Raw genomic sequence first — 22,177 nt, 5'->3', positions numbered from 1 at the left:
CCCCCCTATGGGGCGCCCGCGCCGTCCTCGATCGACCCTCTGGCTCGCGGCCCTGTCGATCCTCCTGCTCGCCGCGGCCGAGCCCGGCGAGCTGTCGCTGCGCTTCGCGGCCCCGGCCGCGCACCGGCCGGTGAGCGGCGAGACGCGCGTGGCGCTGGCCGTCACCCTTCCGGAGGGAAGCCGCCTCCTGAAGATCGATCTTTTCATCGACGATCAGCACGTCGCGACCCTGGAGAAACCTCCCTTCGAGATCGTCTGGAACGCAGGCCCGGAATTCCTCCCGCACCGCCTGCGGGCCGTGGCGACGGACACCGCGGGCAACACCGCGTCGGCCGTGATGGAGACGCCCCCTCTCCGCATCGGGGAGCGCGAGTCCGTGGCTCTCGTCAACCTCTTCGTGAACGCGTTCGACGAAAAAGGGGAAGGCGTCAGCGATCTGCGCCGCGAGGAGTTCCGCGTCTTCGAGGACGGCGTCCCGCAGGAGATCAGCCATTTCACCGCCGCGCGGCAGCCCCTTTCGATCGCGCTGCTGATCGATTCGTCCAACAGCATGGGGACGGGGCGGCGGATGGAAATCGCGCGGAAATCGGCGGCGGAGTTCGTCCACAAGATGCAAGCGCCCGACCGACTGCTCGTGATGAGCTTCAGCGACACGGTGAAGGAAATCGAGGCCATCACCGGGAATCGCAAGCGCCTGGAGAAAGCGATCCTCGGAATCGAGCCGGAAGGAGGAACGGCGCTCTACGACGCGCTCGTCGAGGGAGCCTCCCGCCTGAAGGATCTCGAGGGACGAAAGGCGCTGGTTCTTCTGTCGGACGGCAGGGATCAGGCGCTGAAGGAGAACACGCCGGGAAGCCTTCATCTGTTCGAAGAGGCGCTCGACGCGGTGGTCCGCGGCGAGGTGACGGTCTACGCCATCGGCCTGGGTGCGCGACTCGAGGACGAGACCGACCTCGCGCAACGCCACAGCCTCAAGGAGATCCTGGAGACCCTTTCCGAGAAGACCGGAGGGCGCTTCTACAACCCCGAGCGTCCGGGACAGCTGGCGGACGTCTACCGGCGGATCTCGGAGGACCTGAGCCGCCAGTACTCGCTGGCGTACTCCCCCCTGAACGGCCGGCGTGACGGACGTTGGCGCACCCTGCGCGTGGAGGCTTCGCGCCCCGGCGTGCGGCTCGTCACCCGGCCCGGCTACTTCGCCCCCGCTCGCTGACCGGCGCCGTTTTCATCCGGACTCTCAGCCGCCGCTTGATCATCCACCTCACGGCGAGGAGATCGACGAACGTGCGGAACAGCCGTCCTCTGACGTTGTACTTGGAAGAGCCCCAGACCCTCGGCCGATGCCGCACCGGGGCCTCTCCCACCCGGTACCCCTCGAGGCGCAGCAGCGTCGGCAGGAAGCGGTGCATGCCGTCGTAGAGAAGGATCCTCTCGAGGCAGCGGCGGCGGAAGACTTTCAAGGTGCATCCGGCGTCGCGGATCGCGTCTCCCGTGACGCGGTCGCGGATGCGATTCGCCAGCCGGGAGGAGATCCGGCGCAGGACCGAGTCGCGCCGGTCCAGCCGGTATCCCGCGAGCAGGTCGAGCGCCCCCATGCGATCCAGGAGGAGCGGGATGTCGACCGGATCGTTCTGGAGATCGGCGTCGATCGTGACGACGAAATCGCCGCGGGATGCGCGGAAGCCGGTCTCCAGCGCCGCAGACTGGCCGGAAGGCTCTTCGAGGTGAAAAACCCGGATTCTGGGATCCTCCCGCGCCAGCCGGTCGAGCGCCTCCGCGCTTCCGTCGCCGCTGCCGTCGTCCACGAAGATCGCCTCGAAGCCCCGGTCGAGCTTTTGCAGCGCGACGCGCAGCTCCTCCCAGAGCGGGCGCAGGTTCTCCCGCTCGTCGCGCACCGGAATCACGACCGAGACGGCGGGCGCGCTCACTTGAATATCCAGAACCGCCGGAGGAAGGTCATCCGCTGGAAGGCGCTCCGCTCCGCCTCGCTGAGCTGCCCCGGGGCGAGAGCGGCCTTCCATTTCAGGAACCCGAAGTGGTCGATCTTCCGTAGCGAGGGAAGGAGCCAGCGCGCCCCGCGGCTGCCCGGCGGGAAGCGGAAAGAGGCGTTGAAGTCGATGATGAAGACTTCGCCGGACGCGTCGACGAGGATGTTGTCCCTTTTCCTCAAATCGATGTGAACGATCCCCCGCGAGTGAATCTCATCGATGAGTCTTCGGAGGCGGGAGAAAAGGGCCGGGGGAAGCTCGCGCCGCTTCCAGTGGGAGATTCGCTCCCCTTCGATGTATTCGATCGCCATGGCGTTCTTGCCGATCCTGCCGTAGTAGCGGGGGACGCCGGAAATTCCCGAGAGGCGGCGATAGATCGAGGCCTCCCTTCGAATCTGCCAGCGCCCGTACCAGCGCACGGGGAGGAGCTTCCGGCCGAAATCCTTGACGATCGCGTTCCCGAAGGAGGTCTCGGCGAGCAGGATGTCGGCCTTGCCCCATCTCCCCTTTTTGTGGAGCCGCACCCGATCCGAGCGCAGATCCTCTTCATTGAGGCAGAGCGAGGGAGACGCGGCCGGGGGAACGCTTTGTGGGGCCCGCTCCAATGTGCTATCCTCCACCGACGCAACCAGTTGGCTGATCGTAACATAAAGCGGAAGACGATGGCGCCGCCCCCCACCCGGGAGAGCCTCGCATCCCGGAAACTCTCCCCGCACCGATCGGGCAGGAACTGGACGAAGGCCGACATCTTTCTCTGGGAAGAGACGGGGCGGCGGCTGGCGATCAAGGATTATGCCCGGCGCCCGGCCTGGGTCCGCGCAACCCTCGGCCGCTGGATGATCCGCCGTGAATGCGCCGCCTACGAGCGGCTCCGCGGAATCCCCGGAATTCCAGCCTTCGCGGGTCAAATCGATGCCTGCGCCTTCGCCGTCGAGCTCATCGAGGGACGCGACCTGTCGCGGATACCTCGCGCAGAGTTGCCGGCGAACTTCTTCCCGCGACTGCTCGCTCTGCTGGAGGCGGTCCACCGGGCGGGCGTGGCGCACGGGGACCTTCATCACCGGGACGTGATCCTCTCCTCCACCGGGGGACCTTTCCTCGTCGACTTCTCGACCGCGGTGTTTCGCCGCGGCGCCGCGCGCGGGTTGTTCGAGGCGGCGTGCGCCTCGGATCGACGCGCCGCGCTGAAGCTCAAGAGCCGCCACGCGCCCGGCGACGTCACGGCCGAAGAGAGACGAGCCCTCGACCACCCCCCCCGCTGGTACCGGGTCGGCAAGGCGCTGCGCCGGATGCTGTCGGGTGGCGCCAAGAAGCGCGCCGCCCGTTGACTTCGCCGGTCCGCGCATCCTAAGATGCGCGCCTTTATTTGCCCCGAAGGAGACCCGGTTGCCATCGCGTCGCAGCAAGGCCCTCGGAGTCATTCGCCTGGCGGCGGTCTATCTTTTCGTCGCGCTGCTGGTCTGGTTCTCGCGGCCGACCCCGGCGCTCTTCGCGCTGGGGGCGATCGTGGTCGCTGCCGGGGAAGCGGTCCGCATCTGGGCCGCCGGCCATCTCGTCAAGTCGCTGGAGCTGATCGACTCGGGTCCCTACGCCTACACGCAGAATCCCCTCTACCTGGGGCGCCTGCTGATCCTCACCGGGTTCTGCATCATGGCGCGCAACCATTACTTCCTGAACTGGATCGCGCTCGCGCTCGGCTATCTGGTCTTCTTCGGCTATTACATTCCCCGCAAGCTGCGGGTCGAGGGAGGAAGGCTGCAGAAGATGCACGGCGATTCGTGGGCGCGCTACCATGCGGCCGTTCCCATTCTCTTCCCTTCGCTCACCCGGCATACCGGCAAGACCACTCCCTGGTCGCTGGGCCGCGCCGTCAAGAATCAGGAGTATCTCGTCCTGAGCGGCGTCGTTCTCGTCCTGGCTTTCTTCGCCTGGAAGACCTGGCGGCCTTAGTGTCGCGTCTCCGAAATCCCGTTACAATCGGCCGCCGGGGCATCCCGGCTCACTGCGTTGCGCCTTGTTTGCGTACCACCTTGGTTACGCAGCACTGCGGCGCGCCTTGCGATCCGGGCGCCTCGACGGCCTCGATGTTAACGTCATTTCCGAGACGCGACACTGCGCTTCGGATCGGCGCTTCTCGGCCCGCCGCGCCGCCCGCGCTCGAGCGTCTTTCGGTAAGCTTCGAGAGTGCCGGCGACGAGACGCTCCTGGCTGAAGAGCGACCGGACCCGCTCCCGCCCGGCGGCGCCCATCCCCCTTCCGCGGTCGGGCCTGCGGAGGACGGAGGCGATGGCGGCCGCGAGAGCTTCGGGATCGGCGGGCGGCACCACGAATCCGGTCTCCCCTTGCTCGATGATCTCGGCGGCTCCCCCGATGTCGGTGGCCACAACCGGCCGGCCGGCCGCCATCGCCTCCTTCAGGACGGCGGGGGAGGCGTCACAATCGATCGACGGCAGCACGGAGAGATCGAGCGCGGCGGTCACCGCGGGAATGTCCTCGCGGAATCCGAGAAAGGCGACCTTGCCGGAGATCCCCAGATCGGCCGCCGCCCGCTTCAGCGCCTCTTCTTCCGTTCCCCTTCCGGCGAAGAGAAATCGGGCCGCCGGAAACTCGCGGGCGACCTGCGCCGCGGCCCGCAAGAAGTGGATCCCTCCCTTGTCACGGACGAGCCGCCCGATGACGCCGACGAGGGGCTCGCCCGGACCGGCGCCCAGCTCGCGACGGAGTGAGGAGCCATCGAGCCAGTCGCCGAAGCGATCCTCCCAAAAGGAGGAGTGGACGACGGAGACGCGGGCGGCGTCGAGATCGCCCCGCTCCAGGAAGGGACGATACCGGTCGAGCACCGCCGTGCTCGCGACGATGAGATGGTCGACCGCCCGTCGGTAGAGAAGCCGGTTCAGGGCATGAGCCGCCACCCGCTTGGTGTTGTGTCGCGTGAAGATGAGCGGGACGGGAGAGGCCTCGAGCCACCGGGCCGCCGCCGTGGCCCAGAGATCCTGCGAGCCGTGCGCGTCGACGAGGTCGAAGCGGCGCGAGCGGAGCAGGGCTTTCAAGGAAAAGGAGTCGCGAACAGCGCTCGCGAGATGGCTGGTCTTGAGGAAGCGAGCCTTCTCGAAAGTCTCGAGCCCCGCCGCTTTGGCGCGGGCGGCGAGGATGGAGCCCTCGGGCGCCGCGATCACGATTCGGTGCCCCTTCCGGGCGAGGCCCAGCGACAGCATCAGGATCCGCGACGGCTGGCCGCCCCAGCCGCGATGGAAGTTGGTGTGAAGGACGGTGAGGGATGAAGGATCCATCGGAACGACCCTCGGGCGCGGGTTCGACGCTATGCTATGATCCCCGTCGCTCGAGCGTCAAACGCGTTTCATGCCGCGAGGCGCCCCCGTGATCCGCCGCTTTCTCGTCCTGCAGACGCTGCCGCGGCCTCTGGCGTTCAGCCCCAATAATGCGCTGCTGACCCTGGGGCACCACCTCGACCGGCGGCGTTACGAGATGTCGGTGGCGGTGCCGCGTGACGGATTGCTGTCGGAGGCGTTCGAGAAGGAAGGGATCCGGGTCGTCCGGGTGCCGGGGCTCCGGACGTATCACCGGCACGACGCCTTCTGGAGGCTGCCGCTGGTCGGGCGGCGGATCGCGGTGCAGGCGAGGCGCCTCGGCTCCCAATTTCTCCTCTCGAACCACGCGGAGCTGGCCCCTTTCGCCCGTGCCGCCGCGCGGCAGTGCGGCCTCCCGTGGATCTGCTTCCTCCGGCAGGCCGATCGGCCGGCGCGCTATTACGAAAAATACCGGGTCGCGGAGGCCGATGCGGTCGGCGCCGTCAGCGAGGCGGCGCTTCGAGGGTATCGGGACTTTCTCCGCAGCCGGGGAGCTCGGGAGAATCCGTCGCTCGCCGTTCCCACCGGAATCGAGCTCCCCACCGAAGAGGAAGGCCGCGATGGGGCCGCGCTTCCTTCCGCCTGGCCGGGAGACGCACCAGTCGCCGGAATCGTCGGTCTGCGAGAGATCAAGCGTCCCGAGCTCTTCCTCGAGATCCTGTCGCGAGTCGCCGGCGGCGTTCCGGAGGCGCGCGGTCTGCTCGTCGGCGGGCTGGAGGAGAATCGCCGGAAATGGCTCGAGTCGGTGGCCCGTGACTGCAACGTCGCGGAGCGGATCTGGTTCGCGGGAGAGCAGCGCGCCATGAGTCCCTGGTATCGCACGATGCGCGTCTACACTCACACGTCCCGCAGCGAGGGTTTCCCCAAGACGGCGCTCGAGGCGATGGCCCATGGCCTGCCCGTCGTCGCGTTCCGCGTCGGAGGGCTACCTGAAGCGGTCGCGCACGAGGAGACGGGATTTCTCTGCGAGCCAGACGATCGCGAGGGGTTCGCGCGGCGCGTAGCCGAGCTTCTCGTTTCTCCCGGCCGGGCGGCCGAGATGGGGCGGGCCGGCCGCCGTCGCGTGCGGAAGCTCTTCTCGCCGGCGGCGATGGTCGCCGGCATGGAGGCTCTTTTCGAGGGCGTTCTGGACCGGCGCGAGACGGGAAAGGACGGCGCGGCGACCCGCGGGCGGCGTCCGTCCTCAGCGTCCCGCTGAGTCTCGAGGAGGGCATGGGCGCCTGGGGCTTTCTGAGACGGTTGAGCGCCTCGCTCCGGAAAGGCAACCCCCGCGTCTTTTGGGAGCGGGAGTACGGTGGAGGCGAGGCGAACCGGAAATGGGCGTCGGAAGCGCGTCTGAGCTTCTACGACTTCGCCGCCGAGGCGATTCCGCGGGAGCCTTCGAGAATCCTCGACGTCGGAAGCGGATTCGGATACGGCGGAAGGCGGCTGATGGAGATCTGTCCCCTTTGGCAGGTGGAGGGGTTCGAGATCAGCCGGAACGCCGCGAAGGACTCGGTCATTCCGACACGACAGGGAGATCTCCTCCGGGAGGATCTGCCGCGCGGCTACGACTACCTCCTGATGGTGCAGACCCTGGAGCATTTTCGCGACACGGCGCAGGTTCTTGCGCGCGTCGTGGCCGCCGCCGGGCGGGGGGTGATCGTCACGGTCCCCTATCGGGGGCGGCTCAACCGGAAGCACCTGGCGTCGCTCGACGAGTCCTCCTTCAGCGCGTTTCCGGGCGCCGTCGTCGACTTGCGCAAGCGCCGCTACGAGAAGGACGGATCCGAGAAGACCGACATGCGCGTCGTCATTCCCGCCGGAGATCGAACTTCCGCATGAAAGTCGTCATCACGGCCGATTCTTACCTCCCGCGGCTGGGGGGCCAGGAGATGGGCGCCTTCCGCCTGGCGAAATACCTGCGCAAGACGGGCCAGTCGGTGACGCTGGTCACGACCGAGAAGCACGCGCAGGAAGGCCCGGAGGCGGGGGGCCTGGAGGTGATCCGGGCGCCGCACCGCTTCGATCCGGTGCACCGACGCCGGCTCGGCGGGCTGCTCGCCGCTCTGTTCCGCGACGCGGACGTCGTCCACTCGCGGTATTGCTATCGCCTCGCCGCCCTCTCCGCTCCGATTGCGCGCCGGATCGGACGCCGCTTCGTCGTCTCCCTCCACGGCCTCGGCCTCCTGGATAACCCGGCCGATTCGGCCCTCAAGAAGTGGAGCCACCGGCGATACCGGCGCCTGTCGCTCTCCGGGGCGGACGCGGTGATCGCGACCAGCTCCGAATTCGCCCGGCTCGCCGCCCGTTACGCCGATCCGGCGCGGATTCAGGTGATCCCCAACGGAGTCGACACCGACGAATTCAGGGCGGGAACCCCGCCTCCCGAATCGTTGCGCCGCCGGTACGAGGGACATCCTGTCGTCCTCGCGATGCGCCGCCTGGTCCCGAAGAACGGAATTCAGTATCTGATCCAAGCGGCGCCGCTGATTCTCTCCCGCTGTCCCGAAGCTCGGTTCGTCATCGGGGGATGGGGATCCCAGGAGCCCGAGCTCCGGCGCCTGACGCGCGATCGGGGGCTGGAGGAGCGCGTCGACTTCGTGGGGGCGATTCCGAACTCGGCGGTCGCCGGTTATCTTGCGGCCGCGCAGGTGGTCGTCTTTCCTTCGACGATGGAATCGACGAGCCACGCCTGCCTGGAAGCGATGGCCATGGGCCGGCCGGTGGTGGCGAGCCGGCTCGGCGGCCTGGAGGAGCTGCTCGGAGAGGGCGACCGAGGAGTCCTGGTGGAGCTGATGGAATCGGGGGAGTCGACCTACGACGCTCCGGCGCTGCTTTCCTCCGGCGCGGCCGCGCGTCTCGCCGGGGCGATCCTGCGCCTGCTGCTCGACCCCGCGGAAGCGGAGCGGATCGGAGCGGCGGGCCGGCGATACGCCCTGGATCATTTCGACTGGAACGTCCTCGTGGAACGGATTCTCGAAGTCTACCGAGGATAGGATCGCGCCCCTGAAATCTCCTGCTCGGCCTCGATCCACCCCGACCTGCGGCGTTGCATCCCCCTGGCGGAAACGCTTGGCGCGCCGCGCGCCGGCGGAGCCTCGCCGCCGAAGACCTTGGGTCAAGGCATTCGTCTCGGGGAGGGCGACTTGAGGATTATGGGGGGGGGCGAGGCCGCTTCCGCGCGTGAGACCAGAACGAATACGCGGTGACCGACCGCTTCCCGATCCCATTCGCGCAGCGGGATCTGGCGGCGGAGATGGTCGTAGTCGCCTGACGGGACCAGGCAGAAAGCGACGCCCGGCTGGGAAAGGAATCCTTCGAGATCGGCGCTCCTGCGGATCACTTGCATCCGTCGCCGCGTATAGAACCCAAAACCGGCGTTGTAATCCTTGAAGATGCCGAGGGGGGCCGGACCGATCCGCGAGAGGATTCGCTCGCTGAAGGGCCGGGCCGACTTGTAGCCATTCAGCCACGGCAAGAGCGATCCGGCGATCCAGAGATACCCTCCCCAGAACCCCGCCAGAAGCAGAACGAGGGTCGCGCCGCGCCGGCCGAGGCGCAGCGCCGTGAGCGCCGCGGCGAAGGCCACGATGTAAAGGATCCCGACCGGCAAAAGACGCTCCGCCAGGCCGGAGTGCGCCTTCGCGCCGAAAGGGATCCAAAGCACTCCTCCCAGGCAGACGGCGCTGTAGGCGAGCAAAGGCGCGCCGATCCACTTGCGGATCGGGGCGGCATCCCACCGGATCAGGTAATTCTCGAACAGCAGGCCGATCAGCAGGGCCAGGGGCGGGAGGATCGGCAGGAGGTAGGAAGGGCGCTTCTCCGCCGCCAGGCTGAACAGAGCGAGTCCGCCCACGATCCAAGCGTAGAGGAACAGGGTCGGACGGCTCTTGGCGCCGCCCAAGCGCGGAAAGGTCGAGACGACGGCCCCGGCGAGAAACGGGGTCCAGGGAAGGAATTCCAGCGGAAGAGACAGGAAGTAGTAATACAAGGGGCGCGGGTGATGGACCCCTTCCCAGAGTCGCCGGAAGACGTGGATCCGCACCACTCCGCCGGGATCGAATCCCGCGCTTCGAGAGAAGACCCAGAGCCAAAGGCCCGCCGGCAGGAGCGCGGCCGGAATTCCCCACCACCATCCCGTTTCCTTCAACCGGGAGAGCTCGCGGGTGGAGGCGAGGAACGTGATCAGGACCGCCCCCGGGATGGCGAGCGCCACCGGCCCCTTCGTCAAGCAACCGAGGCCGGCCGCCAGGTAGACCAGGGCCCACCGCCAGCGCTCCTGCCGCTCCAGCGCCCGGAACGACTCGTCGAGCGCCCAGAGCACGCAAAGAGTCAGGAGCATGTCGAGATGAACCCACCGCGCCTCGAGGAAGAAGCGCTGCGTCGTGGCCAGGACCAGCGCGCCGAACAGGCCGGCGAGGGGGGAGAAATGATCCCTGCCCAGCCGGTACAGGAGGAAGACGGCAGCGAGCGCCAGAAGGCTGTTCGGTATTCGGGCGCTCAGCGGCGTCACACCCGGCCCGAGGCTCCCCACGGCCGCGAGCAGCCAGAAGTAGAGAGGCGGCTTGTGAGTGTAGGGGCGGCCGTTCTCTGTCAGGCTCAGATAATTCCCGGACTCGACGATGCCGCGCGCGATCCCGGCGTAGCGCGGCTCGTCGGGCTCCCAGAAATCGCGGCCCCCCAAATTGGCGGTGAACAGGGCGAGGCAGGCGCTGAGGAGGATCAGGCGGTAGCGCGCGTCCCAGGTCATGACGTCGAAGCCGCGCCCTCACGGAATTGGAGCTCGTACAGCCGCGCGTACGCCCCGCGACGGGCAAGGAGCGCGTCGTGGCTCCCTTGCTCCACGATCCGCCCCTGCTCCAGGACGGTGATGACGTCGGCGTTTCTCACGGTGGAGAGGCGGTGGGCGATGACGAAGACCGTCCGTCCTTGCATCAGGTTGTTGAGGGCCTTCTGGACCATCGCCTCCGATTCGGTGTCGAGCGCGGAGGTGGCTTCATCCAGGATCAGGATCGGAGAGTCCTTGAGCAGCGCCCTGGCGATCGAAATCCGCTGGCGCTCCCCGACGGAGAGAAGGTGACCCGCCTCACCGAGGCGCATGTCGTAGCCGAGGGGCAGCCGCAGGATGAAGTCATGCGCGTAGGCGGCCCGCGCGGCCGCTTCGACGTCGGCGAGCGAAACGTCCTGGCGGCCGTAGGCGATGTTGTTCCTCACCGTGTCGTCGAAGAGGAGAACCTCCTGGGTGACGATGCCGATCTGCCGCCGCAGCGAGGCGAGCGTGACGTCGCGGACGTCCCGGCCGTCGATCAGGATCGCGCCGCCGGTCACATCGTAGAAGCGGGGCAGGAGGTTCACCAGCGTCGTTTTCCCGGCGCCGCTGCTGCCGACGATCGCCACGACCTTTCCGGCGCCGACCTCCAGGTTCACCCCTTCCAGGACCGGCTTGCTCCCATAGGTGAACGACACGTCCTGAAACCGGATCGCCGACCGGAAGGGAGGCATCTCGACGGCTCCCGGCTTCTCGCGGATCTCCAGGTCCGCGTCGATCATCTCGAAGACCCGCCGGGTCGCGGCCATCGACTGCTGGAAGTCGTTGTTGATCTTGGCCAGGTTCTTCACGGAGGCGTACAGCCAGATCAGGGAGATGAGGAAGCTGCTGAACTCGCCCGGGTTCACCGCGCCGCGGGCGATCTGGTATCCCCCGTATCCGATGAGCAGGGCGGCGGCGAGCGCCCCCACCATCTCCATGATCGGAGGCGAGAGCGAGACCATCCGGGCGCCCCGCAGCTCCTGCCGCTGGACTTTCCGCAGCGCCTCCGCGAAGCGCCGGACTTCGTAGTCCTCCATCCCGAAGCCCTTCACGATTCGGTTCCCGGCGATCGTCTCCTTGAGGATGTTCGTGACTTCCGCCATCTTCTCCTGACTGAAGCGGCTGGTGACCTTCAGCCGGCGTCCGAAGCGCACGATCGGATACACGACGAGCGGCAGGATTACGAGGCAGACGGCCGAGAGCTTCCAGTACAGATAGAAGACCCAGATCACCTGGCCGATGATGATGAAGCCCAGCCGGAAGATGTCAGCGAGATCCCCGGAGACCGTCCGCTGCATCCGGGCGATGTCGGAGGTCATCCGGGAGATCAGCAGCCCGGTGGGATGAGACGAGAAGAAGGCGAGCCCCTGGCGGTGTATCCGCGCGTAGAGGTCCCGGCGCAGATCGAGGATCGTCTGGAGCCCGACGTACCGGACGTAGTAAGCGCTGAAATAGGTCAGGACGCCCTTGACCAGGTAGAGAAACAGGATGAGGACGGCGATCGAGAGGAACGTGGTGTCCCTCCCCTTTTCGACGAGCCTCTTCCCGAACGACGAGTAGCGGGTGATCCAGCCCTCTCCCAGGACCTTGTCGGAGTATTCCAGGGCGTTGAACTTCGCGCTCCCGTGGTGCGGCAGGATGCCGCCCGCTTCCGGGAAGACCTCATTGACCAGAGGGAGGACCAGACTGACGAGCGCCAGGATGACGAGCGAGGAGAGGGCCGCGCAGGCCAGGGCGATGAGCAGCTTGCCCAGGTAGGGGCGGGCGTAGCGCAGGAGGCGGAACAGATCCTTCATGTCCGCCCGGCTCAGCGCCGGCAGATCTCGAGGCGGTTGAAGAAGTAGCCGATTTCGAATTCGGCAGACTCGGCGGAGTCGGAGCCGTGGATGATGTTCTTCTCGATGGAGGAGGCGAAGTCCTTCCGGATCGTCCCCGCCGCCGCTTTGGCGGGGTCGGTCGCTCCCATGAGCTCGCGAAGCCTCGCGATCGCTCCGTCCCCTTCCAGGACCATGACGACCACCGGCCCCGAGGTCATGAATCCGACCAGGCTATCGAAGAATCCGCGTTCGCGGTGGACGTGGTAGAAGCCCGCGGCCTGATCCGGGCTCAGGCGCAGCAACTTCATGGCGGCGGGGCGGAGGCCCTTCGCCTCCAGCCGCCGGATCACCTCGCCCACGAGATTCGCGGCGACGCCGTCGGGCTTGATGATGGTGAGGGTGCGCTCCATGGATTCTCCTAAGAGGAAGTGGACGGCCTCGGACGCGCGGCAAGGGCCTCGGCCATGGCTTGTCCGATTCCGGCGGGGCTGTCCACGACGCGGATCCCGGCGGAGCGCAGCGCCTCCACTTTCTCCGCCGCCGTGCCGCGCCCTCCCGAGATGATCGCCCCGGCGTGACCCATCCTCTTTCCAGGAGGCGCGGTGCGCCCCGCGATGAAGGCGACCACCGGCACGCTCACGTGTTTCCGGATGTAGAGGGCCGCCTCTTCTTCCGCCGTGCCGCCAATCTCCCCGATCAGCACGATCCCCTTCGTGGTGGCGTCCTCGCGGAATAGCGCCAGGGCGTCGACGAACTGCGTCCCAATGATCGGATCGCCGCCGATCCCGAGACAAGTGCTCTGTCCGATGCCAAGCCCGGTCAGCTGGGACACGGCCTCGTAGGTGAGCGTGCCGCTGCGCGAGATGACCCCCACAGCCCCCGGGGCGTGGATCGCGCCGGGCATGATCCCGATCTTGCATTCGCCGGGGGTGATGATGCCGGGGCAGTTCGGGCCCACGAGCCGCGTCTTCCGCCCCGCCAGGAAGGCCTTGACCCGGACCATGTCGAGCGTCGGAATCCCTTCGGTGATGCAGGCGACCACCGGAAGCTCCGCGTCGGCGGCCTCCATGATGGCGTCGGCGGCGAACGAAGGAGGCACGAAGATTACCGAGGCGTTCGCGCCCGTTTTCGAGACGGCCTCCCGCACGGTGTCAAAGACGGGAATCCCGTCGAGCGCCGTGCCTCCCTTGCCCGGGGTGACGCCCGCCACCACGCGGGTCCCGTAGGCGACCGCCTGCCGCGTGTGGAACGTTCCCTCCCGTCCGGTGATCCCCTGCACGAGAAGCCGGGTTTCGCGGCCGACCAGGATGCTCATGAGGTCGATCTCGCGAGCACGACGACCTTTTGGGCGGCGTCGGCCATCCCGTCGGCGACGGTGAAGTTGAGACCGGACTCCCGCAGGATGCGCCGCCCCTCTTCGACGTTCGTTCCTTCCAGGCGCACCACCATCGGCGCCTTCACTCCCATCTGCTTCGCCGCGGCCACGACACCCTCGGCGACGATGTCGCAGCGCATAATCCCGCCGAAGATGTTGATCAGGACGGCCCGGACGTTCGCGTCGGAGAGAAGGATCCGGAAGGCCCCGGTGACCTGCTCCGCGCTGGCCCCGCCGCCGACGTCCAGAAAATTCGCGGGCGCGCCCCCCGAGAGCTGAATCAGATCCATGGTAGCCATGGCCAAGCCGGCCCCGTTCACCATGCATCCGACGTTGCCGTGAAGCTTGATGTAGTTCAGGCCATGGCGCGAAGCCTCCACTTCCAGAGGCTCTTCCTCCTCAACGTCCCGAAGCTCGCGGACCTCGGGGTGCCGGAAGAGAGCGTTGTCGTCGAAGTTGATCTTGGCGTCGAGAGCCACCACTTGGCCGCTCTTCGTGACGACGAGAGGGTTGATCTCGGCGAGCGACGCGTCCAGATCCTCGAAGGCGCGGACGAGGGCCAGCATCAGGGCGGCGCCTCGCTCGCTCACCGCGCCGAGCCCGAGCCCGAAAGCGAGATCACGGGCCTGATACGGCCGGAACCCGGCGCCAGACCGAACGGGCGCGCGCAGGATCTTCTCCGGCGACCGGCGCGCCACTTCCTCGATTTCGACGCCTCCCTCGGCGGAGGCCATCACCACGGGCATCGAGGTGGCGCGATCCACGACCACTCCGAGATAGATCTCACGGGCAATCTCCAGGCCCTCCTCCACCAGCAGACGGCGCACTCTCTTGCCTTCGGGGCCGGTCTGAGGCGTCACGAGGGACATCCCGATCATGTCGCGCGCCAGGCGCTCGACCTCCTGGGCCGAGCGGGCGACCTTGATGCCGCCCCCTTTCCCTCTGCCGCCGGCGTGGACCTGCGCCTTCAGGACGTAGGGGGGCTCCCCGAGACGCAGGGCCGCCTTCACCGCTTCCTGCGGACTGAAGCAGACTTCTCCCTCGGGCACGGCGATGCCGAATTTCCTGAGGAGATTCTTCGCCTGATATTCGTGAATTTTCACTCGCCGGCCTCGGCGGGAAGCGCGGGACCCGGGAAGAGTCCACCGATACTAGGATTGTCGCGGGTTTTTAGCATAGCGATCCGGGGATGTCAATCCACGCCGGTCCGCTTTCAAGGCTCCAGGGGCCCGCAGGCCAAGCGACGGGAAAGTCAGGGCGCTGATGACGGCACGAGGAATGCGCCAGGCCTACGGGCACCCGGCGGAAGGGCCTCTTCCGAGGCCGGGACGGGAAGCGTCCCTTCGGCACCAGCGCGATGGCCAAGCCCCCGCGCCCAGCCGGCGTAGAAGCCGGCCGCCAGGAGAATCAGGAGGGGATCCAGCGGCAGGCGGTAGAGGGTGCTCCCGACGGTGACGGCTTGCATCACGCTCGAGAGTGCCAGGAACATCCAGACGTGGACAAGCCCCGGCTGGCGCGGCCCGCGGCGGCGCATGGCATTCAGGGTGAACAGCAAGGCACCGAGCAGCACGAGGCTCATTTGGAGGCACTCCAACCAGTTCCAGACGGTGGAGCGCCAGCGGTAATTCCTAATGGCGACGCGCCCATTGACGTCGACCAAGTCTCCATAGCCGAGCGGCGTGGGGTAGGGCGAATAGAGCCCGGCCAGCTTGACGAAGGCGGCCTTGATAGCCGTACCGGGGTTCGCCTTGATGAACTGCACCGCTTTCGCTCTGAAGAATTTATCGGTGGCCACTTCGTCCGCTTCCGAAACGCCGCTCTCGCTGAGGGCCCGCTGCATCCAGGGTTCGTAATCGTCCCACAAGACGTAGGGGCATATCGTCAGAATGTCGGGATTGTTGCCTTTGTAGAGATTGTAGCCGCCTGCGGTGGACGACAGGATGGTGAGGGTCTTGATCTCACGGTACATGAAATACTGCCACGGCGCGACAAGGATCATAAAAGGGAGCGCCAGGGCGGCGGCGCTGCGAAGCAGAACCGCGGAACTTGCGCCCGAACGCCAGATGGAGATGAAGACGAGCAGGAGCGACGGCAGCACCAGCAGGCCGGTCGGACGAGTCAGGTGGGCGAGCGCGGCCAGCGCCGACAGGCCGGCGAGGCTTGCGATGGACCAGCGGCCGCGGATCAGGAGGTAAAAAAAGGCCATCAGAACCGCGACCAAGACGGTGGTTTCGAGCTCAACCAAGGAACCCTTGACCAGGGTGATGTCCGTAACCAGCAAGAGCACGCCCAGCAGAACGGCCAGTCGATCCGCAAAAAGCCGCTGGAGGCTCAACGCCAGCAGGGCGGTCGCCACGAGCATCAGCGCGGCCTGGGTAAGGATCGTTCCGGTGATCCAGCTCTTGCCGAAGATCTCGATCATGGCGGCGAGGAACAGCGGGTAAAGCGGCGGCCGGTAGGCGGTGAGGCGGGCTCCGTCGAGCGAGTAGCGTCCGTGCTCGAGGAGATTCCGGCCGATGATGCCATAGCTCTCGCTGCCGAGCCACGCGTCGGGGAGGTGTGCGACGAAGATCGCCCCGAGCACCCACAGCGCCTCGATGAGCAGTGCCATTCCGGCCAGCAGGGCGTAGAACCGCGCGGCGGAGAGTCGATTCAGCCGATCGTTCAGCCTGGCCAGCGCCGACTTCAACCTAGCGTACATTCTGGATCTCTTGCAGTGTGCTTTCGAGAGAGAGTGTCCTCACGGCCCGCTCCAGGCGACCTGAGGGGGCGTTAATCTATCACAGCTTCGGCCGCCGGCCAACGCCAATCGATGCGCCGGAACGCGGGAGGATTCGGGGCATTCGGGCCAGCATCCCTCGGCGCCTTTGCGAAATCCTCTGAACCGGCCGGGGCCGGGCAGCGCCGGCACCCGGGATCCCGCGGCCGATCTTCGAGGCGGCGATGCGCCAAGCACGAACTCTCCCGCTTTGACTCGATGGATGAGGTCTGTTAGCCTGCGGGGATGGAGTTCCGCTTGAATCGTCGCATCGCTGGATCGGCCGTCATCGCGCTTCTTTTTCTCGTCACCGCGTCCGCCCCTTCCCGCGCCGTTCCCCCCGCGATCATGTCCAGCCGCGACCTGAACGATCGAATCCGAACCGTCCTCGCTTCGAAATGCCTCAATCCCGGCGGCGTCGGCATCGAGGTCGTCTCCCTGAAAGACGGCGCGGAGGTGTTCTCCCGGAACGCGGATCTGCCGCTGAAGCCGGCGTCGAACCAGAAGCTCCTGACCTCCGCGGCCGCGCTGGCGCTGCTGAAGCCGGACTACGTTTTCCCGACGCTCTTCTACGCCAAGGAGAGCCCCCGCAACGGCGTGATCGACGGAGACCTCTACATCAAGGGATTCGGCGCTCCCGACCTCGTCGGGGAGTTCTGGTGGCTGATGGTGCAGGAGCTTCACCGGCAGGGTCTTCGCGAAGTGCGCGGCGACCTGGTGGGGGACGATACCTATTTTGATTACGAGACCCGGCCGGAGGTCTGGCCTTCGACCGTTCCCGACGACTCGTGGGTCAACGCCCCCGTCGGAGCGCTCTCATTCAACTACGACGTGGTGACGATCCGCGTCCGGCCCGGGCCGGCGGCCGGCAGGCCCCCGCAGGTGGAATTGATCCCCCTGGGGGGATATTTCAAGGTGACGAACCGCGCCGTCACGAGCTCGGGCCAGAGCCGGCTGTTCGTCGATCGCGGTTTCCGCCAGGGCGCCAACACCATCACGGTGTCGGGCTCCATCCGGCTGGGGAGCGGTCCCATCGAGGTGACGAAGGGGGTGGAGAACCCCACCCTCTATGCCCTGGCAGCCTTCCAGGAGCTGGCGTCCCGCCAGGGGATCGTCGTGCGGGGCTCGGCGAGACGCGGAACGATTCCGGAGGGTTTCCGGGAGATCTTCCGGTTCGAGTCGAAGCCGCTGGCGGCCATCGTGCGGGACATGAACAAGCACAGTAACAATTTCATGGCCGAGGTCCTCCTGAAGACCCTCGGCGCGGAGTTCCAGCAGCCGCCGGGGACGACCCGAAAGGGGATCGAGGTCTTGAGCGGGTATCTCGAGAAGATCGGCGTCTCGACGCCGGGGATGACCTTGGCGGACGGCTCCGGGCTGGCCCACACCAACCGGGTCACCGCCCGGGCGCTGGTGCACACGCTGCGCGCCATGAACGACGATTTCGAGCTCTGGCCGGAGTTCCTCTCCTCGCTTCCGGTGGCGGGAATCGACGGAACGCTGCAACGCCGGTTCCGTCAGGAGGATCTGATGAGGAAGGTCCGCGCGAAGACCGGGAAGATCGCGGGCGTCGCCACGCTTTCCGGTTACGCGGTCAACGAGGCCGGCGAGACGTTCGCGTTCGCGATCCTGATCAACGACTATCGCTGCGGCACCGAGACCATCAAGCGCCTGATGGATCGCGTCTGCTCCACGCTCGTGGAGAGCTCCGTCCGCAGCGGCGGAATCGCGGAGTCGGGAGGCGCGGCCGGATCGGAACCCTGAGGATCAGATCTTCAGCTTCTCGACCAGCTCGCGCACGGAACGGGCCGATTCGTGGAGCGCCTTTCTTTCGGCGTCGGTGAGTGGAATCTCCAGAATCTGCTCCACTCCCTTCCTTCCCAGCTTGACCGGCACCCCGACGAAAAGCCCGCGAAGATCGTATTCCCCCTCGAGGTAGGCGGCGCAAGGAAGAACCTTCATCCGGTCCCGCAGGATGGAATCCACCATCTCCACGATAGCGGCGGAAGGGGCGTAATAGGCGCTGCCGGTCTTCAGGTGCGCGACGATCTCCGCCCCACCGTTGCGCGTTCGGTCGACCAGCCGCTCGATGACGGCGGGCGTCATCAGCTCGGTGATCGGAATTCCGGAGACCGTGGCGAACCGCGGGAGCGGAACCATCGTATCGCCGTGACCGCCGAGCACCATGGCGTGGACGTTCGTGACGGAGACGTTCAGCTCCTCCGCGATGAAGGAACGGAACCGCGCCGAGTCCAGGACTCCCGCCATGCCCACGACGCGCTGCTTCGGCAGCCGCGAGACCCGGAGCGCGGCCTGGGCCATGACGTCGAGCGGATTGGTCACGACGACGAGGATGGCGTCCGGAGAGTGGCGGATCACCTGCTCCGTCGTCCCCTTCACGATCTCGTAGTTCTTCATGAGCAGGTCGTCCCGGCTCATGCCGGGCTTGCGGGCGAGACCCGCCGTGATCACGACCAGGTCCGAGCCGGCGGTGTCGGCGTAGTCCTGGGTGCCCCGCAGGCGGCAGTCATAACCTTCCACGGGCGCCGACTCCCAGAGATCGAGAGCCTTTCCTTCGGGGATGCCCTCGACGACGTCGATGAGCACCACGTCGGCGAGGTGCTTCTCCACGATGCGCTGCGCGGCGGAGGCCCCGACGTTTCCGGCTCCCACCACCGTGACTTTGCTCCTCATGTCGTGTCCTCTCTTCGGAAAGCCTCGCCTCAGAGCGCCTGGATCTCCCGGGTGATGGATGCCGCGAACTCGGAGCACTTGACCTCCACGGCGCCCTCCATCTGGCGCGCCAGGTCGTAGGTCACGCGCTTGCGCTGGATGGCCCGCCGCACGCCCTCCACGATCAGGTCGGTCACCTCGAGCCATCCGAGGTATTCGAACATCATCGCGCCCGAAAGGACGAGAGACCCGGGATTGACCTTGTCCTGTCCGGCGTAGACGGGAGCGCTGCCGTGCGTCGCCTCGAACAGGGCGATCACGTCGCCGATGTTCGCCCCGGGCGCCATTCCCAGGCCTCCCGCCTGGGCCGCGGCCGCGTCCGAGAGGTAGTCGCCGTTCAGGTTCGGGGTCGCCAGGACGCTGTATTCGCGGGGGCGCGTGAGGAGCTGCTGGAACATCGAATCGGCGATCCGGTCCTTGATCACCACCTTGCTTCGGGGCTGCGCGGGCGCCCCGGATTTCTTGAGCTCGTCCTCGGTGACGGTGTAATCGGGGAATTCCTCCTTCGCCACCTGATATCCCCACTCCTTGAAGGCGCCCTCCGTGTACTTCATGATGTTGCCTTTGTGCACGAAGGTCACGCTCTCCTTCTGCTTTTCGATGGCGTAACGGATGGCCTTCCGGATCAGCCGCTTGCTGGCCCCGGCGCTCATGCTCTTGATGCCCAGGGCCGCGTCGTCGGGCAGCTCCGTGCCCATCTCACGATTGAGGAAAGACAGGACCTTCCGGCACTTCTCGGTGCCTTCGCGCCACTCGATTCCGGCGTAGACGTCCTCGGTGTTCTCCCGGAAGATCACGATGTCCAGATCCTGCGGGCGCTTCACGGGCGAAGGCACGCCTTCGAAGTAACGCACCGGCCGGATGCAGGCGTAGAGATTGAGCTGCTGCCTCAGGCTGACGTTCAGGCTGCGGTAGCCACCCCCCACCGGCGTGGTGAGAGGCCCTTTGATCGCCACCGTGTAGGCGCTGATCGCCTCCAGCGTGTCGCTGGGCATCCACTCGCCGTAACGATCGCGAGCTTTCTCGCCGGCGAAGATCTCGAACCAGGCGACCCGTCGCTTGCCGCTGTAAGCCTTCTCCACCGCCGCGTCGAAAACCGGCCGCGAGGCGCGCCAGATCTCCGGACCGGTCCCATCGCCTTCGATGAACGGGATGATCGGATTCGCCGGCACCTTCAGCCGGCCATCCTCGATCGCGATCTTGTGTCCTTCCGAGGGCAGATTGAGCTTTTGGAACTTCAAATTTGGCTTTCCTCCGGAGATTCGCCCAGGCCGGGACCCGGCCTTCCGCCTCGCTTCGATCAAGCCTGGGGTAGGATGTCGATTGGCGACGAAATCTAGCACACCGCCCTTTCCGGTTCAACCCAACGGACGGCGGCGCGCGAAGCGCGGGACGTTTCGGGACTCCCTCAGTACTGAGCGAGGGTCCCCTCCTCGCGGGCTCTCCGGACCGCCAGGGAAAATCCGGCGAGCCCCAGGGGAAGCAGGATGACGACGAACAGGAGCAGCGCTGCGATCTCGGGGAGAAGATCGCCCAACCGCGTCCCCACGAGCAGCGATTTCCGGATCCCGTCCAATGCATAGGTGATCGGCAGGAACTTCCCGAGCGCTCCGAGCCCGTATGGCATCGTCTGGGTGGGGAAAAAGACGCCGCCGAACAATCCGGAGACGCTCGAGATGAGGAAGTTGAGGGGATCGCCGCGCTTGAGGTAGAGGATGAAAGCGGCGGAGAGAATCCCGATCCCCGAAAACGCGAGGATCGTGAGGAAGAGAATCAGGAAGAACGCCAGGAGGCTGTCGTAACGCAGCTGGAGGCCGAAGAAGAGCCCCAGCCCGAGATAGACCATCACGCGCAGGGAAGTCATCAGGAAATCCCACAGGGCGGAGGAGAGGATGATGACGGGAATGGGCGTCGGCGTGATGAGCATCGCCTCGAGCGTTCCGGTGAGCTGCTCGTTGCGCAGCTTGGATGCGAAGCTGCCGAGCGCGGAGGCCAAGTAGTGATAGAAGGCGATGCCGATCAGGAGGTAGTCGAAATAGGCAACACCCGGAAGGCCGGGAAGGGCCGATTCGGCCGGACGAAGATAACGCGCGATCAGGAACCACAGGGTGACCGAAATGAAAATCCCGCCGAATTGCATCAGGAAGGCGGTGCGGTAGCTCGATTCTTCGAGAAGGTCTTTCCGCAGAAAGGCCGCGATCAGCCGCAAGAGCTTCACTCTCTTCCCTCCTCGATGCGGTCGAATACCTCCTGGAGGGTCGGCTCGACTCTCGTGCAGGACATCACGCGGCCCCCGACCTGGAGGACCTCACCGAGAAGCGAGGAAAGCGCCTTGCCATCGCGTGAAAAATCGCCCGCCACCCGGAGCAGCCCGTCGTGCAACGATGTGACCGAGAGTCCCGCGCAGGATTCCGGCAGCTTCGACATCCCTGACAGGACCAGGACGTAGGCGTCCTTGCCGAGCCCCCAAACCGTCAGCTCTTCGACCCGGCCCGCGCCGAGAATCCGTCCCCGCGAGAGCACCGCCACGTTCTGGCACAGCTGCTCCGCTTCCTGAAGATTGTGGGTCGCGAGGAGAAGCGTCTTGCCCTGCCTGCCGTTGAGCTCCTCGGAAAGGAACCGCCGGAGATGCTTTGCGGAAATCGGATCCAGGCTGCGCGTCGGCTCGTCCAGCAGGACGACGGGGGGATCGTGAAGGAGTCCGCGGGCGACGGCAAGCCGCTGTTTCATGCCGGAGGAGTATTCGCGGAACGGCTTGTCGGCCTGGTCCGAGAGATCGAGGTGCTCCAGGAGAAAATCGATCCGCCGGGCGAGCGCCCCGCCGTGCAGCTGATGGAGGTTTCCGAAGAACTGGAGATTTTCCCTTCCCGTCAGGCGCCAGTAGAAGCTGCGCTCGTCGGAAGTGACGAATCCCAGGGTGCGTTTCACCTCCATCTCCGACTTCCGGGTGTCGAACCCCCCCACCCGGACCTGCCCGGACGTCGGCAGAACAAGGCACGAGAGGATCTTGAGGAGCGTCGTCTTGCCGGCGCCGTTCGGGCCCAGCAGTCCGTAGATGGCGCGCTCGGGCACCTGCAGGGAGACGTCCTTCAACGCCCAGGTCTCCTGCGGCTTCGCCGCCGGACCGCCCAGGATCTGGCGGAGCGACTTCTTGCTCCGGAACACCTTGCTCAGGGAAGTGATTTCGATGGGTGAGAGCATGCTTGAGGCTGCCTGGATTCTCTCGCGGTGCCGGCACGTCCCCTCCAAGGCTATCGGCAAGGTCCGGAGGTGTCAAACGCCGGCGCGGCCGGGCGCTCGAAATTGCTTTGACACTGCTCGAATTCTTCGGATATCATGATATCCC

Annotated in this window: 20 protein-coding genes; 7 read left to right on the top strand and 13 right to left on the bottom strand. The window is 66.5% G+C overall.

Going from position 1 to position 22,177, the window contains the following annotated elements; genetic code table 11:
* Window positions 1–7: 7 nt before the first annotated feature.
* Complete coding sequence (locus VGR67_08760; GenBank protein HEV8336491.1) at window positions 8–1,213, top strand: VWA domain-containing protein; 1,206 nt, start codon at window positions 8–10, stop codon at window positions 1,211–1,213.
* On the opposite strand, the gene VGR67_08755 is transcribed toward VGR67_08760, so the two are convergent.
* The gene (locus VGR67_08755; GenBank protein ID HEV8336490.1) at window positions 1,179–1,928 is read right to left on the bottom strand and encodes a glycosyltransferase family 2 protein; all 750 of its coding nucleotides are present in this window, start codon (window positions 1,926–1,928) and stop codon (window positions 1,179–1,181) included. The two genes, VGR67_08760 and VGR67_08755, sit on opposite strands and share 35 nt — an antisense overlap.
* Window positions 1,925–2,593 (bottom strand): hypothetical protein, encoded by a 669-nt coding sequence (locus VGR67_08750; protein HEV8336489.1) that lies wholly within the window; start codon window positions 2,591–2,593, stop codon window positions 1,925–1,927. The genes VGR67_08755 and VGR67_08750 overlap by 4 nt, the downstream gene beginning before the upstream one ends.
* Before the next feature lie 57 nt (window positions 2,594–2,650).
* On the opposite strand from VGR67_08750, the gene VGR67_08745 reads away from it, so the two are divergent.
* Window positions 2,651–3,316, top strand: a complete 666-nt coding sequence (locus VGR67_08745; protein HEV8336488.1) for a hypothetical protein — start codon at window positions 2,651–2,653, stop codon at window positions 3,314–3,316.
* 58 nt (window positions 3,317–3,374) lie between these two features.
* On the top strand, window positions 3,375–3,938 hold the full coding sequence (locus tag VGR67_08740; protein ID HEV8336487.1) for a hypothetical protein: 564 nt from the start codon (window positions 3,375–3,377) through the stop codon (window positions 3,936–3,938).
* Between the two features lie 143 nt (window positions 3,939–4,081).
* Here VGR67_08740 and VGR67_08735 read toward each other — a convergent pair whose 3' ends face one another.
* Complete coding sequence (locus VGR67_08735; protein HEV8336486.1) at window positions 4,082–5,278, bottom strand: glycosyltransferase family 4 protein; 1,197 nt, start codon at window positions 5,276–5,278, stop codon at window positions 4,082–4,084.
* Between the two features lie 88 nt (window positions 5,279–5,366).
* Between VGR67_08735 and VGR67_08730 the strand changes: the two genes are divergently transcribed.
* From VGR67_08730 to VGR67_08720, 3 genes are read left to right on the top strand one after another with little or no spacing between them, the layout of a single operon-like run.
* Complete coding sequence (locus tag VGR67_08730; protein HEV8336485.1) at window positions 5,367–6,554, top strand: glycosyltransferase family 4 protein; 1,188 nt, start codon at window positions 5,367–5,369, stop codon at window positions 6,552–6,554.
* A 14-nt stretch (window positions 6,555–6,568) separates the two neighbouring features.
* Window positions 6,569–7,180, top strand: a complete 612-nt coding sequence (locus tag VGR67_08725) for a class I SAM-dependent methyltransferase (protein HEV8336484.1) — start codon at window positions 6,569–6,571, stop codon at window positions 7,178–7,180.
* Window positions 7,177–8,334: a glycosyltransferase family 4 protein gene (locus tag VGR67_08720; GenBank protein HEV8336483.1), complete on the top strand. Its 1,158-nt coding sequence runs from the start codon at window positions 7,177–7,179 to the stop codon at window positions 8,332–8,334. Before VGR67_08725 ends, VGR67_08720 begins: the two co-directional genes overlap by 4 nt.
* Before the next feature lie 122 nt (window positions 8,335–8,456).
* On the opposite strand, the gene VGR67_08715 is transcribed toward VGR67_08720, so the two are convergent.
* The 6 genes from VGR67_08715 to VGR67_08690 all read right to left on the bottom strand — a co-directional run bounded on the left by VGR67_08715 (window position 8,457) and on the right by VGR67_08690 (window position 16,029).
* On the bottom strand, window positions 8,457–10,088 hold the full coding sequence (locus VGR67_08715) for a glycosyltransferase family 39 protein (protein ID HEV8336482.1): 1,632 nt from the start codon (window positions 10,086–10,088) through the stop codon (window positions 8,457–8,459).
* The gene (locus VGR67_08710) at window positions 10,085–11,944 is read right to left on the bottom strand and encodes an ABC transporter ATP-binding protein (protein HEV8336481.1); all 1,860 of its coding nucleotides are present in this window, start codon (window positions 11,942–11,944) and stop codon (window positions 10,085–10,087) included. Before VGR67_08710 ends, VGR67_08715 begins: the two co-directional genes overlap by 4 nt.
* 11 nt (window positions 11,945–11,955) lie before the next feature.
* A complete protein-coding gene (ndk, locus tag VGR67_08705; protein HEV8336480.1) occupies window positions 11,956–12,375 on the bottom strand; it encodes a nucleoside-diphosphate kinase in 420 nt (139 codons plus the stop codon).
* A gap of 8 nt (window positions 12,376–12,383) precedes the next feature.
* A complete protein-coding gene (gene sucD / locus VGR67_08700) occupies window positions 12,384–13,280 on the bottom strand; it encodes a succinate--CoA ligase subunit alpha (protein ID HEV8336479.1) in 897 nt (298 codons plus the stop codon).
* Complete coding sequence (sucC, locus tag VGR67_08695) at window positions 13,277–14,443, bottom strand: ADP-forming succinate--CoA ligase subunit beta (protein ID HEV8336478.1); 1,167 nt, start codon at window positions 14,441–14,443, stop codon at window positions 13,277–13,279. Before sucC ends, sucD begins: the two co-directional genes overlap by 4 nt.
* Window positions 14,444–14,592: 149 nt before the next feature.
* Entirely contained in the window at window positions 14,593–16,029 is a 1,437-nt protein-coding gene (locus VGR67_08690) for a glycosyltransferase family 39 protein (protein HEV8336477.1), read from the bottom strand.
* A 327-nt stretch (window positions 16,030–16,356) separates the two neighbouring features.
* Between VGR67_08690 and dacB the strand changes: the two genes are divergently transcribed.
* On the top strand, window positions 16,357–17,862 hold the full coding sequence (gene dacB, locus VGR67_08685; protein HEV8336476.1) for a D-alanyl-D-alanine carboxypeptidase/D-alanyl-D-alanine-endopeptidase: 1,506 nt from the start codon (window positions 16,357–16,359) through the stop codon (window positions 17,860–17,862).
* 3 nt (window positions 17,863–17,865) lie between these two features.
* Here the strand turns inward: dacB and mdh are convergent, their stop codons facing one another.
* The 4 genes from mdh to VGR67_08665 all read right to left on the bottom strand — a co-directional run bounded on the left by mdh (window position 17,866) and on the right by VGR67_08665 (window position 22,032).
* Window positions 17,866–18,792 carry a malate dehydrogenase gene (mdh, locus tag VGR67_08680; protein ID HEV8336475.1) on the bottom strand — a complete coding sequence of 309 codons (927 nt, stop codon included), beginning with the start codon at window positions 18,790–18,792 and terminating at the stop codon, window positions 17,866–17,868.
* Window positions 18,793–18,821: 29 nt separating this feature from the next.
* Complete coding sequence (gene icd, locus VGR67_08675; GenBank protein HEV8336474.1) at window positions 18,822–20,072, bottom strand: isocitrate dehydrogenase (NADP(+)); 1,251 nt, start codon at window positions 20,070–20,072, stop codon at window positions 18,822–18,824.
* A 167-nt stretch (window positions 20,073–20,239) separates the two neighbouring features.
* Window positions 20,240–21,049, bottom strand: coding sequence for an ABC transporter permease (locus VGR67_08670; GenBank protein HEV8336473.1), 810 nt, complete (start codon window positions 21,047–21,049; stop codon window positions 20,240–20,242).
* Complete coding sequence (locus tag VGR67_08665) at window positions 21,046–22,032, bottom strand: ABC transporter ATP-binding protein (GenBank protein HEV8336472.1); 987 nt, start codon at window positions 22,030–22,032, stop codon at window positions 21,046–21,048. Before VGR67_08665 ends, VGR67_08670 begins: the two co-directional genes overlap by 4 nt.
* Window positions 22,033–22,177: the final 145 nt, after the last annotated feature.

It is taken from the genome of Candidatus Polarisedimenticolia bacterium (genome assembly GCA_036004685.1).
Taxonomy (GTDB): domain Bacteria; phylum Acidobacteriota; class Polarisedimenticolia; order Gp22-AA2; family AA152; genus DASYRE01.
This window is presented reverse-complemented; position numbering and strand designations above follow the sequence as displayed.